General features: G+C 37.6%; 14 protein-coding genes. 9 read left to right on the top strand and 5 right to left on the bottom strand.

Features of this window, described 5'->3' with window-relative positions; all coding sequences use genetic code 11:
* Position 1: 1 nt before the first annotated feature.
* The 4 genes from WG904_RS11650 to WG904_RS11665 all read left to right on the top strand — a co-directional run bounded on the left by WG904_RS11650 (position 2) and on the right by WG904_RS11665 (position 4063).
* Entirely contained in the window at positions 2–508 is a 507-nt protein-coding gene (locus tag WG904_RS11650) for a hypothetical protein (RefSeq protein WP_339579493.1), read from the top strand.
* Positions 496–2277, top strand: coding sequence for an NRDE family protein (locus WG904_RS11655; RefSeq protein ID WP_339579494.1), 1782 nt, complete (start codon positions 496–498; stop codon positions 2275–2277). Before WG904_RS11650 ends, WG904_RS11655 begins: the two co-directional genes overlap by 13 nt.
* Positions 2278–2423: 146 nt before the next feature.
* Positions 2424–2777, top strand: a complete 354-nt coding sequence (locus WG904_RS11660; RefSeq protein ID WP_339579495.1) for a helix-turn-helix transcriptional regulator — start codon at positions 2424–2426, stop codon at positions 2775–2777.
* Positions 2777–4063, top strand: a complete 1287-nt coding sequence (locus WG904_RS11665) for a type II toxin-antitoxin system HipA family toxin (RefSeq protein ID WP_339579496.1) — start codon at positions 2777–2779, stop codon at positions 4061–4063. The genes WG904_RS11660 and WG904_RS11665 overlap by 1 nt, the downstream gene beginning before the upstream one ends.
* 12 nt (positions 4064–4075) lie before the next feature.
* On the opposite strand, the gene WG904_RS11670 is transcribed toward WG904_RS11665, so the two are convergent.
* Positions 4076–6091 carry an ATP-binding protein gene (locus tag WG904_RS11670; protein ID WP_339579497.1) on the bottom strand — a complete coding sequence of 672 codons (2016 nt, stop codon included), beginning with the start codon at positions 6089–6091 and terminating at the stop codon, positions 4076–4078.
* A gap of 180 nt (positions 6092–6271) precedes the next feature.
* Here WG904_RS11670 and WG904_RS11675 point away from each other — a divergent pair, with 180 nt between their 5' ends.
* Both WG904_RS11675 and WG904_RS11680 read left to right on the top strand, forming a co-directional pair.
* Positions 6272–7768 carry a sensor histidine kinase gene (locus WG904_RS11675; protein ID WP_339579498.1) on the top strand — a complete coding sequence of 499 codons (1497 nt, stop codon included), beginning with the start codon at positions 6272–6274 and terminating at the stop codon, positions 7766–7768.
* A gap of 15 nt (positions 7769–7783) precedes the next feature.
* Entirely contained in the window at positions 7784–8143 is a 360-nt protein-coding gene (locus WG904_RS11680; protein ID WP_339579499.1) for a response regulator, read from the top strand.
* A 51-nt stretch (positions 8144–8194) separates the two neighbouring features.
* On the opposite strand, the gene WG904_RS11685 is transcribed toward WG904_RS11680, so the two are convergent.
* Positions 8195–8386 (bottom strand): cold-shock protein, encoded by a 192-nt coding sequence (locus WG904_RS11685; protein WP_339579500.1) that lies wholly within the window; start codon positions 8384–8386, stop codon positions 8195–8197.
* A 247-nt stretch (positions 8387–8633) separates the two neighbouring features.
* On the opposite strand from WG904_RS11685, the gene WG904_RS11690 reads away from it, so the two are divergent.
* Positions 8634–8873 carry a hypothetical protein gene (locus WG904_RS11690; protein WP_339579501.1) on the top strand — a complete coding sequence of 80 codons (240 nt, stop codon included), beginning with the start codon at positions 8634–8636 and terminating at the stop codon, positions 8871–8873.
* Here the strand turns inward: WG904_RS11690 and msrA are convergent.
* Entirely contained in the window at positions 8870–9361 is a 492-nt protein-coding gene (msrA, locus tag WG904_RS11695; RefSeq protein WP_339579502.1) for a peptide-methionine (S)-S-oxide reductase MsrA, read from the bottom strand. The two genes, WG904_RS11690 and msrA, sit on opposite strands and share 4 nt — an antisense overlap.
* A 250-nt stretch (positions 9362–9611) precedes the next feature.
* Here msrA and WG904_RS11700 point away from each other — a divergent pair, with 250 nt between their 5' ends.
* Together WG904_RS11700 and WG904_RS11705 are read left to right on the top strand one after the other, a co-directional pair.
* A complete protein-coding gene (locus tag WG904_RS11700; RefSeq protein WP_339579503.1) occupies positions 9612–10391 on the top strand; it encodes an NIPSNAP family protein in 780 nt (259 codons plus the stop codon).
* Between the two features lie 78 nt (positions 10392–10469).
* Complete coding sequence (locus tag WG904_RS11705; RefSeq protein ID WP_339579504.1) at positions 10470–10760, top strand: hypothetical protein; 291 nt, start codon at positions 10470–10472, stop codon at positions 10758–10760.
* Here the strand turns inward: WG904_RS11705 and WG904_RS11710 are convergent.
* Together WG904_RS11710 and WG904_RS11715 are read right to left on the bottom strand one after the other, a co-directional pair.
* Positions 10757–10987, bottom strand: a complete 231-nt coding sequence (locus WG904_RS11710; protein WP_339579505.1) for a hypothetical protein — start codon at positions 10985–10987, stop codon at positions 10757–10759. The genes WG904_RS11705 and WG904_RS11710 overlap by 4 nt on opposite strands.
* A gap of 119 nt (positions 10988–11106) precedes the next feature.
* Positions 11107–14022 (bottom strand): DEAD/DEAH box helicase, encoded by a 2916-nt coding sequence (locus WG904_RS11715; RefSeq protein WP_339579506.1) that lies wholly within the window; start codon positions 14020–14022, stop codon positions 11107–11109.
* Positions 14023–14113: the final 91 nt, after the last annotated feature.

Genomic DNA, 14113 nt, shown 5'->3' on the forward strand with positions numbered 1-14113 from the left:
TATGATTAATCAACTTCGCTTTTCCATTACTAATTTATTGTTGCAATTGGAGCAGGTGTTAACAGCATTATCTGATGAACAATTTTGTGCTCCTGTACCCCTGCTCTCCAAATCGACCATTGGGCAACATATTCGGCATATCATAGAGTTTTATGTTGAGTTAAACAAGGGTTACGAAGTTGGCATCATTAACTACGATGGTCGTAAAAGAGATCATTCGCTGCAAACCTGCCGAGTTACTGCCATTAAAAAACTACAGGAAATAAGTGCTGTACTTAACAAGGAAAACATCACCCTAAATATCTATGCCGATTATGCGAACGACGATGGAAGTATACAGCAGCTTAGCACCAATTACTTCAGAGAATTGATGTACAATTTAGAGCATACTGTGCATCATATGGCTCTTATCAGGGTGGGAATACATAGCTGTACAAAACTAGGAGTACCTGACGATTTTGGGGTGGCCGCTTCTACAATTAAGTATAGAGAACAATGTGCACAGTAAGCTATTTGCCACTTTCTACCGGCATTGTACTCACTTCAAATCGAGATGAGCATACCAATCGCCCAATAGCCTTTGCTCCGCATGTAGAAGAACTAGGAGAACTTAAACTCACCTATCCGAAAGACCCCAAGAGTGGTGGTAGCTGGATTGCCTTAAAAAGCAATGGCGATGCGGCAGTTTTGTTAAACGGTGCATTCGAAAAGCACGAGAAACAAGCAAACTATCGAATGAGCAGAGGCTTAATCTTTCTTGAAGTGATTAAATCGCCCGCTCCGTTACGGTGTTTCGAAGCGCTAGATCTAAGCGAAATTGAGAACTTTACGCTCATTATTTTCTGCAGGTCTAAACTCTATGAGTGCCGTTGGGATGGCTCACAAAAGCATCTCCTTGCTAAAGACGAAAAGGTAGCACACCTATGGTCGTCTGCCACACTGTATAATGAAACGGTACGAAATGAACGTGCTCAATGGTTTGCCGATTGGTTAAAAAATGAGACGGATATACATCCGCCTCAAATAATTGAATTTCATCGAAGTGCAGGAAGCGGAGATACCGAAAACAATTTGGTTATGAAGCGGAAGGATGGGATTTCTACCTTTAGTATCACATCTATACAAATTACAGGGTCTGTTTCACGACTTAGCCATTTCGATTTAAAAAATGATGCGGTGTATCATCAACAATTAACCAAAAAAACAGTAGCATTCTTTTGGGAAAAACGCCTGCTTACTTTGCGAATGATAATGATTAGAACTTTGCATTGGGAGTATTGGCCGATGCATGTTTTTTATGCTCCAATGTATTTTTACTGGGTGTATCTTAGCTTTAAAGCAAGGTCTTTATTTTTTTTCAGTGCAGCCAATCCCCTTCGTAAACATGCGGGATTTGCACTAGAGAAAAAAAGTGAGGTGTACGCACATATTCCACCACTACATTATCCAAAAACCGTTTTATGCCCTGCAGAAATTACGGCAACCGAATTAAAAATGAAAATCGATACACAGGGCCTTCAATTTCCCTTAATTGCAAAACCAGATATGGGAGAAAGAGGCGTAAAAGTAGCGCAAATTAATACTTTGGTCGATTTGGTCACCTATAGTAGGAAAAGCAAAACCGACTTTTTGGTACAAGAATTTATAGATTATCCGCTCGAAGCAGGAATATTCTATTATCGCATTCCGGGCGAGTTAACGGGTACGATTTCGGGCATAGTTGGAAAAGAATTATTAACCGTTACCGGTGATGGGATTTCGACTATAACCAGGTTACTAAAAAAGGAAGGGCGATTTTTGCTTCAACTTTCATCGCTAGAGCGTATGTATGGTAAAGAGCTTGATACTATACTTGCAAAAAATGAACAGAAACTGTTGGTACCTTATGGCAATCACTGTAGGGGTGCAAAGTTTATCGATGTAAGTTTTAAAATTACCGAACAGCTCACCAAGGTTGTCGATAGCCTTTGTAAACAATTACCGGAATTCTATTTTGGCAGATTAGACATTAAATTTAATTCGTGGGAAGACTTATATGAAGGGAAAAATTTTTCGGTTATTGAATGTAATGGGGCAGCGAGCGAACCGGCACATATATACGACCCTACGCACTCGATATTTTATGCCTGGAGAGAAATAATACATCATTGGAATGTGTTGTATAAAATTAGCACCATAAATGCAACTCGACTACAATTAAACCTTATGGGAACTGCCGAAGGGTTAAAAATGCTTAGTAAACATAGCGCGTATTTAAAGAAGATAAATGCTATTTAATAATTTTGTACGACTTATAAATCATTAAGTCAATTTTTTATTAATAATGACCGATTTATCATACATTTGATTTATTTTTGTAAATAATAAATAATTTAGCTAATTTTGTATGAAATAACAAACATTATAAATATAAATAGCTATTAATGATGGATAAATCAGACATTATCACCTATTCAAAAAGCGATAAATTCTACATCGAGCAAATTGGTAACTACATTCGTAATCATCGCCTCGAGCAAAACAGAACGCAAAGTGAACTTGCCGAGAGTGCCGGATTGAGTAGATCTACACTTGTTCAATTAGAAAGCGGAAAGCGAGTAAATCTTATTTCATTAGTACAAGCACTTCGTGCGCTTAAAAAGCTTCATGTACTGAATGAAATGGAATACATCCCACAGGTAAGTCCACTAAAACTCGCCGCCCTCGAGCAAAAGCAACGCCAACGCGCCAGTGAGAAAAAAAACACAGTGCCCGATAAACCAAAATCGAATTGGTAATGAAAACGGCATACATCAATATTTGGAATAAACGCGTAGGTGCGGTTTCGTGGAACGATGAACGAAAACTGGGTAATTTTGAATTCGATCCTTCTTTCTATACGAATAATTGGGATATATCGCCAATAAAACTCCCTATCGCATTGAGGGGGCAAATTTTCAATTTCCCAGAATTGGTGGGTTCAACAACGTATAAAGGCTTACCAGGCTTATTGGCCGATGTATTGCCCGATCGCTATGGAAACACTTTAATTAATACATGGTTGGCCAGAAACGGACGAGAACCTGACAGCATGCACCCCGTAGAGATGCTTTGCTTTACTGGCAACCGGGGTATGGGTGCGTTAGAATTTGAACCCGTACGTCCGAAAAGTGCCGACAACATCACAAAAATAGAAATTAGCAGCCTGATCGAGGTTGCGCAAGACATCCTTAACAAACGAAGTTCATTTTACACCAGCCTTAGCGAAAATGAAGAAAAAGCACTTACTGATATCTTAAAAGTAGGTACATCAGCCGGAGGCGCAAGAGCAAAAGCATTAATTGCTTATAACGAAAAAACTGGGGAGGTACGCTCTGGACAAGCCACCGCGCCAAAAGGATTTGAGCAATGGTTAATTAAATTCGATGGTGTACACGACACTCAATTTGGTGAATCGAGCGGGTATGGGCGAGTAGAAATGGCCTATTACCACATGGCAATAGCATGTGGAATAGAAATGATGGAGAGCAGATTGTTAGAAGAAAACGACCGGGCACATTTTATGACCAAACGTTTCGACCGCATCGACGGGAAGGAAAAACTTCACGTACAAACCTGGTGCGCAATGGAGCACAAAGATTTTCAAAATGTGGGCGATTATAGTTACGAAGAGCTCTTTCAAACGATGCGTGCACTTGGCTTTCCCTATCCACGCGCTGAACAACTTTTTAGGCGAATGGTTTTTAACGTTATGGCCAGGAACTGTGATGATCATACCAAAAATTTTGCCTTTACAATGGATAAAAGTGGGTTATGGGATCTCTCTCCAGCCTATGATATTTGCCATGCTTACCGCCCAAGTAGCATTTGGGTAAGCAGGCAATCGCTAAGCATTAACGGAAAAAGGGAGCACTTTAATCGCAAAGACCTGCTCATTCTTGCCGAACAAATGAACATCAAAAAACCCAATCAATTAATAGAAGAGGTACAAGAAAGCGTTAATAATTGGAAAAAACACGCAAAAGAGGCAGACGTAGGTAAAAAATTAACAGCGGCGATACAAAAAACATTATTAAAACTATAAAGAGCAAAGAATCTAATCTAAGGGTAAACTAAAATAAAAAGTAGACCCTTTCCCAAACTCACTTTCTACCCCTATTTCGCCTCCATGCCTGGCAATGATTTCGGCACTTAAATACAGGCCGATACCAAAACCAGAGATTTGATTTCGACTATCCACTCGGTAAAAACGATCAAATAAATGAGAAAGGTGTTTAGCCTCGATACCAATACCTTTATCGCTTACACTTAATTTCACCGTTTTATCATTACCTATACAATTAACGCTAATCAGTTTAGCATTAGGCGAATATTTAACTGCATTGCTTAATAAATTAGCTAACACGCTTCCAATCTTAACCCGATCGGCAAAAACTGTAATCTGGTCGCATTGTATAAATTTGATAGCGTGAGAAGCATCAACTATGCCCGATTCGGCAGCAACCTCTTTAAGCAGCTCATCTAATCGAAATGTAGTTTTATCAAGCACCATTTTACCCGATTCTAATCGAGAAAGATCTAAAAAGCCATTAATCATAGCATTCATTCGTTGTAATTGTTTTACTGCCGACCCAGCAATTTCACTTCCCTGCTCGTCTCCTTCCTTTCTTGCTCTTCGTTGCAACAATTGCAGGTATCCATTTAGCGAAGTTAATGGCGTTTTGAGCTCATGGCTTACGATACCGATAAAATCGTTCTTGCGCTGCTCTTCTTTCTTGGCTTGGGTTATATCCATTACAAAACCAGAAAAAACGGGTTTACCACTATCACTCAGATTTACTTTACCAAACGATCTAAGCCAGATAACCTCGTCGTTGTCGAATCGCTTTTGAGTAAAGGTAACATCATACTCTCCACCCGTAGTAAGCGCACGCTCTATCGCTGTGTTTAAAAGGCCAACATATTCTTTACTAACCTGACCAATGGCATCATCGAAAGTCATTTTACGCTCATTGTTATACCCATATAGCCGCGCTAACGTATCGTTATAAGTTAAGTTTTTAGTTACCGGATCGATGTGCCACGAACCAAGCTTGGCGGCATCAATAGCCATTTCCATCATTTTTTTGGTTCGCTGAAGTTCGAGCCGCGACAACACTTGCTCGGTAACATCTGTAACCACCTGCAACACGCTATTTATTTTGCCATCGCCATCTTTAAGAGGCTGAAAAATAAAGCTAAAATAACCTTCTGTTAATTTCCCATTTCTGTGCACAAATGCCTTACTTTCCTTTCCATAATAAGGAATGCCCGTAACCATTACCTCTTGCAAAATACCAATAAAAGGTTGCCCAACCAGTTCTGGCATAGCTTTCACAAGGGGCAACCCAATTACGGCAGCCCCTTTAGCCCAGATTTCAAGAATTTTTGGATTTGCGATTTCAATCGTTAAATCCATCCCCCGAAGTACGCTTATCGCAACAGGAGCTTGCTCAACCAAACGGTTAAATCGCTTACTAATTTCTAAAACTTCAGCTATCCGAAGTTGAACTTTCGATTCTAAATCGGCATTTAATTCTGCTAGCTGTTCCCTACTTTCAGAAAGCTCTTCGTTAATGGCATTTAATTCTTCGTTAGACGAGGCGAGTTCTTCATTTAAGGCCTGCTCCCTTTCCAATCCATCAGAAAGTTCCTTTGCAAAACGCATTGCCTTAGCATGCAAAACCCTTTCGGTAACATCAACAGCAGAGTGCAAAATACAGCATACTTCGTTATCTTCATTGTAAACGGCTTTATATTCGAAATCGAAATAATAAGTCTGTAATTTCCCATCTACCACAATATCGGCGGGAGTATCTGTTCCCGAAATCGTTAATCCCTCTCGCCAAACCTTAGCAAATAATTCAATAAAAGGCTGTCCTTTTAATTCTGGAAGCGCTTGTTCTAGGCTTAAACCCATCACCGACCTGTCTTTTCCCCAAACCGATAACATGGCGTTGTTAGCATACTGAATGATTGCATCTTCCCCGATATGTACTGCCGTAGGAGTTTTGCTAAGATTAAGAATTTCTAGAAGTTGATCGTTGTTCAGAAAATTTGGCCTAATGGTCATTCGCTTAAATTTGCCTATAAAATTAGTTATAAAAGACTAACACATAGCGGTCATTATTGTTTAATAAATAACGAGACTAAATAACTTTCTCCAAACCAATTGGCACGGTATGTGTTTATACCAAAAAATATTTTTTTCGATTTGAATACTAAAGAACATAAAAGCGTAAAGACTAGCCAAATGCTAGATTTAAGCATCCTGTCTAAAGTGATTGATGCAACCAATACAGGAATCGTAATTACCGATAATTTATTACCCGATAATCCGATCATTTATTGCAACCCAGCATTCGAGCACCTTACAGGCTATACTCGGAATGAGATCATTGGCCATAATTGCAGATTTTTGCAAGGGAAAGACCGTGGGCAAGAAGCCATCTCTAAGCTTTCATCAGCAATTGAAGAAGGCAGAAATTGTACGGTAGAAATTCGCAATTATACCAAAAGTGGAAAATTATTTTGGAACGAACTCTACTTATCGGCCGTTAAAAACGATGATGGAGAAGTTACTCATTTTATTGGCATACAGAATGATGTTAGCGCTCGAAAGAAATCGCAAGCAGATCTGGAAATGAATTATATAGAAACTGAAAGGAGAGTTGAAGAGCGAACTAAAATGTATCGTGAAAGCCAAGAATTTCTTTCTAGCATTGTAGAAACCATTCGCGAAAGCTTGTTGGTAATGGATAAAGACTATAAAGTTCTGAGCGCAAACACGCATTTCCTAAATACATTTAAAGTGTCTATTAATGAAACTAAAGGCAAATTACTTTATGAATTGGGAAATGGACAATGGGATATCCCCGAGTTAAAACGAATGATGGAAGAAATACTACCAACCAATAATCCTGTACTCGATTATGAGGTGGAACATGATTTTCCACATATTGGCAAAAAATTAATGTTGCTTAACGCACATCGGATCGAATTGGAAGGCGCGTATAAAGATTGGATATTATTAGCAATTGAAGACATCACCGAACGTAAAGCCATTCAGCAACGAAAAGATGATTTCTTATCCATTGCCAGCCATGAGCTTAAGACACCTTTAACCACCATTGTTGGCTATATGCAAATGATGAACAAGTTGATGCCAGATCATGCCAGTGAAAAATTTAAAACGGTTGTTAAAAAGACGGAAAAACATGTTAGTCGACTAAACCAGTTACTGGGTGAATTACTCGATGTTTCACGCATTCAGACGGGCAATATTGAACTTCATAAAGAAGAATTCGATTTCGATAAGATGGTACGCGAAACGATTGAAAGTATACAAACGGCAACGTCTGGACGAATAATCAACTTAAAAGGGAGTGTGAATATAAATTACTTGGGCGATGAATCGCATCTGGTACAAGTAATCACCAATCTATTAAGTAACGCCATCAAATATTCGCCAGAAGATACCGTGGTCGAAGTTCAAGTGTGTTTAATAAGTGATTTTATTAAAGTTTCGGTAATTGATCAGGGCATGGGAATTAATGCAGATGAACAAAAAAAGGTCTTTGATCGCTTTTATCGAGTTGGGGAAGTACAAAAACATTATCCAGGAATGGGTATAGGGCTATACATTTGTCAACAAATTATTACCAACCATGAAGGAACAATATGGGTAGAAAGTGAAAAAGGAAAAGGGTCAGTATTTAATATTACGCTTCCGTTAAAACAAGAAAACTAACCAAACATAATTCGAATGAAAGGAAAAAAAATACTGGTATGTGACGATGATAAAGGAATATCAGAAATGTTGCAAATGTTGCTTGATGATGAAGGATTTACCGTTTCTGTTGAAATAAGTAGTGTAAACTTGTTAAAGAGAATGGAGAACGAAAAGCCAGATCTACTTCTGCTTGATATTTGGATGCCCGTACTCTCAGGAGATCAAATTCTAAAAAGAATGAAAGCCAGTGCTTCGTTCAGCCAAATCCCCGTATTAATGTATTCTGCAAGTACAGAAGGGCAAAAAATAGCAGATGCATCGGGCGCAGATGGTTTTATTGCAAAGCCATTTGATCTGGATGAATTGTTAGAAATGATAGAAAAAATGGTATAAAAAAAAACTCCGACATTAGTCGGAGCTTCTCAATTTATGAAGGATAATTTCTTAGTCTATCTTAACATTAACTGCGTTTAGGCCTTTTTTGCCTTGCTCTACATCGTAGCTTACTGAATCATTCTCACGAATGCTATCAATTAAACCTGATACGTGTACGAAAATTTCGGCATCGCCATTTGCTGGTGTGATGAATCCAAAACCTTTTGTTTCATTGAAAAATTTTACTGTTCCTTGTTGCATTATATTGTAATTAAATAAAGCACAAACATACGATAATTTATTGATATTCAGTAATTTTTATTTAACATGCTATGCTTTTGCCTGTTCATCACATTTTTTGATAGGTTCGTCACATCTATTTTTCCGCTAATAGAAATTGACTTAATATTACAAAAGGTCTTAAAATCAACCTAGTAAGATTATAAAATCCTATATATTTCTTGTTTTCGCACTTGTTTTTGGAAAAGTTCAGGCAAGCACAATTAAATTGTCGGTAAAGAAATACAGCAACGATAAAGAACTTGAAGTAATAAGCATATCTATCGATATTGATCGAAACGAATGGTTGAAAGATGTTATGAATTCTTCTTCAAAAAACTTTTCAATACCTCCTTTTATCCTTCTAGATGAAAAAGGTGTGGTCATAAATTCGAAAGCTCCACGCCCATCTAGTCAAGAACTATACTCGTTAATTGATTCTGAGTTGAAGCGAATAAGGAAGAATTAACTTAATTTCCACTCCGGTCGTTCAAAATGACAGGTATATCCATAAGGATGTTTTTGCAGGTAATCTTGATGCTCTTCTTCCGCATTCCAAAAATCGCCTACAGGAACCACCTCAGTTACAATTGGTCCTGGCCATACACCTGATGCCTCCATCTCGGCGATTAGAGCCTTTGCCGTTTCGTGCTGAGTTTCATCCGCATAGAATATAGCAGATCGGTAAGACATGCCAAGATCATTGCCTTGTCGATTACGAGTTGTTGGGTCGTGAATTTGAAAAAAATATTCGAGCAGTTTACGATAGGATAACTGGGATGGATCGAAAACGATTTCAATACCTTCGGCATGTGTACCGTGATTTCGGTAGGTAGCATTAGGCACATCGCCACCTGTATACCCCACTACTGTTGAAATTACGCCTGGATAATGGCGTATTAATTCTTCAACCCCCCAAAAGCATCCTCCTGCTAAAATGGCCTTTTCTGTATTCATATGTAGATAATATTGTTTTTAATTGTCATATGGAATACGCCATGTATCTTCATTTGTGTTGGTGTGTTTCGGCACATGGCTATTTCATATGTAGATAATGTTGTTTTTAATTGTCATATGGAATACGCCATGTATCTTCATGTGTGTTGGTGTGTTTAGGCACATGGCTATTTCGTCATTATTTTTATTGTTACCTAAAGATACGAACCTAAACCCCTATATTTAGGATTAAAATCAACAGAATTTTGTCATGTTTAACGTAAAGGCCTTTATCTTTTTCCTTTTTTTATGCTCGAGTACGCTAACTGTAAACGCACAAAAAGAATTTTATCAGTTAAAAATTTATCATATTAAAACTACTGCACAAGAAGATAAAATAGATGATTTTTTAGCAAAAGCCTATTTACCAGCTTTGCATAAGGCTGGGATTGCTAAAGTGGGCGTATTCAAACCTGTTATAGTGGACGATTCAACACGAGTTGAAAAATTAATTTATGTATTTATTCCATTTAAGGCCTATGCAGAAATGGATAAACTGGCAACAAAATTAGCAAAAGACGAAACATATAAACTTGCTGGAAAAAATTATCACGAAGCATTATATACTGCCCCGCCGTACGAAAGGATAGAAATAATACTCCTGAATGCTTTTGAAACTCATCCTAAATTTACTATGCCACAACTTAGCTCGCCTAAGCAGAGCCGTATTTATGAGCTAAGAAGCTATGAAAGCCATACCGAAGCAATTGCTAAAAACAAAATAGAAATGTTCAATAAAGGTGATGAAATAGGATTGTTTAAACGATTAAATTTCAATGCAGTTTTTTACGGTGAGGTTGTTGCCGGAAGTAGGATGCCCAATTTAATGTATTTAACCACCTTCGAAAACAAAGCCGATAGAGATGCCCATTGGAAAGCATTTAGCGCAGATGCGTACTGGAAAGAATTATCGGCTAAGCCCAATTACAAAAATAACGTTTTGAAAAATGACACCAAATTCTTGTACCCCACCGATTATTCGGATATTTAAAAGTTATGTTAAGCGCTATTCTATTGCTTAACATAAAGATAATGTGAATTTAACCTTGCATTAATATAGCTTTGTGGAATGAAAAAGAATAATCAAAAAGCAAGCGGTAAAGCGCAGAAAAAAGCGGTAAAAAAAGAATTAACACTTCTAATTAAAGCTGCCTTAGCTTCGATAATTGTAAATTTTGCAAAAAGCAACAAAAATACGGCTAAAACTATTGCTAAAAGCACCAAACAACTGGTTAAAAAATTTTCGATAGAGAAAATAAATCTCCAAATACCTACTGAAGCTCTGGTTTTAGTTGAAGAAGCAGAAGAGAAAATTGCAGTCCCTACAAAAACCAAAAAACCTGCTAAGACTAAAAGTTAGGCAGTTTGAAATCCTTCAACCAGTTGTTGCAGTTCCTCTTTTGAAATCGCATCTGGGTGATGATACTGCTTGTCTAAAAGACCCAAGGTAATTTTAATCATACCACTTGTGGTCTCTATTAAACATTCACCATCGTCGATTGTACTCGAAATATACCTTCCGATTCCCCTATTTATATCTGAAAATCGGAGCACTAATTCGTGGAAAATAAATACTGGATAATTCATATGGTAATATAGGGAGGCTATGTTAAGTTAATATTATCATTATATTAATTTTTGTTAACATTAAGTTAATATTGCGTTTTGTTTCGCATCGCAGCTATGGTTTAAAAGTTTTGTACAATCTATATCAACTCCAACAAATCCTTTTTTGTTAACGATTTAAAGATCGATGCTTCTGCTTTAATCAACCCACTCGCAATTTCCCTTTTTGATTCTTGCATCATCATTATTTTTTCTTCGATGGTATCTGGACAAATTAAACGGACTGCCATTACATTCTTATGTTGGCCGATGCGATAAGCCCTATCTATGGCTTGATTCTCTACTGCAGGATTCCACCATGGATCGATTAGATACACGTAATCGGCCTGGGTAAGGTTAAGCCCCACTCCTCCTGCTTTTAAGCTAATTAATAATACCCTAACGGAGGGCTTATTTTGAAATGAATCTACTATAGCCGATCGATCTCTGGTTTGCCCAGTAAGATAAGTAAATTCAATATTCCGTTTTTCTAGTTCTGCCTTTACCAATGCCAACATGCTAACAAACTGCGAGAACACGAGAATTTTGTGGTAGGGCGCTTTATTTTCGATCTGTTCTATGAGGGCATCCATTTTTGCAGAAGCATCGCCATAATATTTCTCTTTGCTTAAAATTGCTGGCGAATTACAAATTTGCCTTAACTTGGTAATACCTTGCAACACATGCATACTGCTTTTTGTAAGTTCATCTTCCGAATTACCCATCAAATAATCCCGAATTTCTGTTCTGCAGCTCTCATAAATCTCGCGTTGCGCCTTGCCCATTTCGCAATAAATTACCATTTCGGTTTTATCAGGAAGCTCGCTAGCCACCTGTTCTTTGGTTCGCCGAAGTAGAAAAGGATTGATACGTTTTTGTAATTCTTCTGCACGTTTGCTATCTTTAAATTGATCTATAGGCACCGAATATAACTGTTTAAATTGTTCTCGATTACCTAGTAGACCCGGACAAGCGAAAGAAAATTGACCATACAAATCGAATGTATTATTTTCTATAGGGGTACCTGTTATCACCACTTTATTGCGCGAATTAAGCAGACGAACTGCTTTATAACGTTGCGAGTCGGGGTTTTTTATCGTTTGCGATTCATCAAGAAAGATATAATTAAAGCGGTATTCTTTTAACAACTTTATATCCGACACTAATGTTCCATAAGAAGTAAGCACTACTTCATGGCTATCGAAATTGCTCTTGTTGCGTAAGCGGTCTGCACCATAAACCGTTAACACTTTTAATGTTGGAGCAAACTTCTTAATCTCATGCTGCCAATTAAATACCAAGGAAGCAGGCACAACTACTAAATTTGTATTGTGACTAACCTTTTCGCGTTGCGATAAGATAAAGGCCAATATTTGTATCGTTTTACCAAGTCCCATATCATCAGCCAAGCAACCGCCAAAATTAAATCCATCTAAAAAATTTAGCCAGTTTAATCCATCTTTCTGGTAACTTCGTAACGTTGCATTCAATTCCTTTGGCACTTCCACGTCTTTAATGGCTTCGAAAGAAGCTAATTTCGATTTGTACACTTGCAATCGTGCTTTCGTTTCAAGATCGAGCAGCTCTTCTTCATACAACTCTTGCACAGTAGCGTAGTTGATATTTGGTGTATGCAATACTTCGCCAACAACTTCTGCAGCACTAAAATAACGCTCAAATTTAGCTAACCAATCAGCTGGTAAAATACCCGTTGTTCCATCGTCTAACTGAACAAATTTGCTCTTATTTCTAATCGATTTATGCAAATGCTTTAGTGAAACTATTTGCTTACCAAATTTTATTTTTATAGCGGTCTCAAACCAATCGATTCCGCTGTTTACATGAATGGCTATTTCTGCAGGGTGTGAATTAAGCTTATTATCCTTAAGTTCGTTAAAGCCTAAAATAGCAATGCCCTTGCTCCGCCACGTTTCAAAAGCTGCCAAAAACCAATCGGCATCTAAAAAATGCTTGCGATGCATGTAAAAACAATCGGCATGGCGTTGACCTGAAAATTCATCGGCTTGTTCCGTAAAGTAGGGATGCATTTTTGCAATAGTGGTAATAAATTGAAGTTCCTTTTCTTCATCACGCGCCAGCGTAAATAGCTGCCCTCGTTTATCTTTCGATCTAATTTGCTTTTGTGAAATGACTGGGATTTCGAGGTTACCATAACGCATTACGGGCGTTAGGAGTACAAAATCTTCAGATTCAGTAAGGTAAATCAGTTCCTCATTATCGAGATCGAAGCCCTGTTCGATGATTTGCTTTTTTGTAGCAGGTTTTAAATAGGCATAATTAATCTTAACTTTCTCTTCTAATTTCGATAATACGTTTTGTTGAAAATCTTCATATTCAGATCGACTAATCACAAAGTTGTTTTGATGTAGTTTAAAGAAATCAATTACACTTAGAAAATAAGAATTATCAATCAAGTAAAATTGATTTTTTACTTCAACAAAGTACTGATAACGCAAGTGGATATCTTCTAGATTGTACGCTTTACCATTGAGGTGCAATTTGCCGAGTACCTCGAAACTATCTCCTCTTTCGTCTACAAACAACTCTAGATCTGGTTTTAAGATAGAAAATGTAGCGGCTAAAAGAGAGCTAGCGTTTACGTTCGATGATTCCTTCTCGTTGTGTATATAAAAATTAAGGCCCAAGGGATTCCGCATAATCGCTTTAAGCGCCTCTAAATCTGAATCTTCCTTGCTCTCATAATTATGTTTAAATCGAGATACGCCCGTAAAAAACTTCAGTTCATCTTGGTTTTCAGTTTTCCATACCAAATCTAGGGGATCAATACTGGTAATTGGATTTTTAAGCTTACCATTTTTTGTAAATCCAGCGCTAGCCAGCTCAACAACTAAGTGCCTGTAGAACCGATGCCGACTAAAAACAAGTACCAAATTAGCTTCCGTGTAACCGTGCAACAAACCACTATGTTTGCTTGCAAGAATTCGATCAAGCTTAGCAAATTTGAACTTCTCGTTTTGGTAACCGTCTTTTTCCATCGTCTAGCTGCTAAAGATAATAGGCTTTCGTCACATTTTTTTGATCTTTTATCACATTTTATTTTCAGATAAAAATATTTTATCTATACTT

It is taken from the genome of Pedobacter anseongensis (assembly GCF_037482965.1).
GTDB lineage: Bacteria > Bacteroidota > Bacteroidia > Sphingobacteriales > Sphingobacteriaceae > Pedobacter > Pedobacter anseongensis.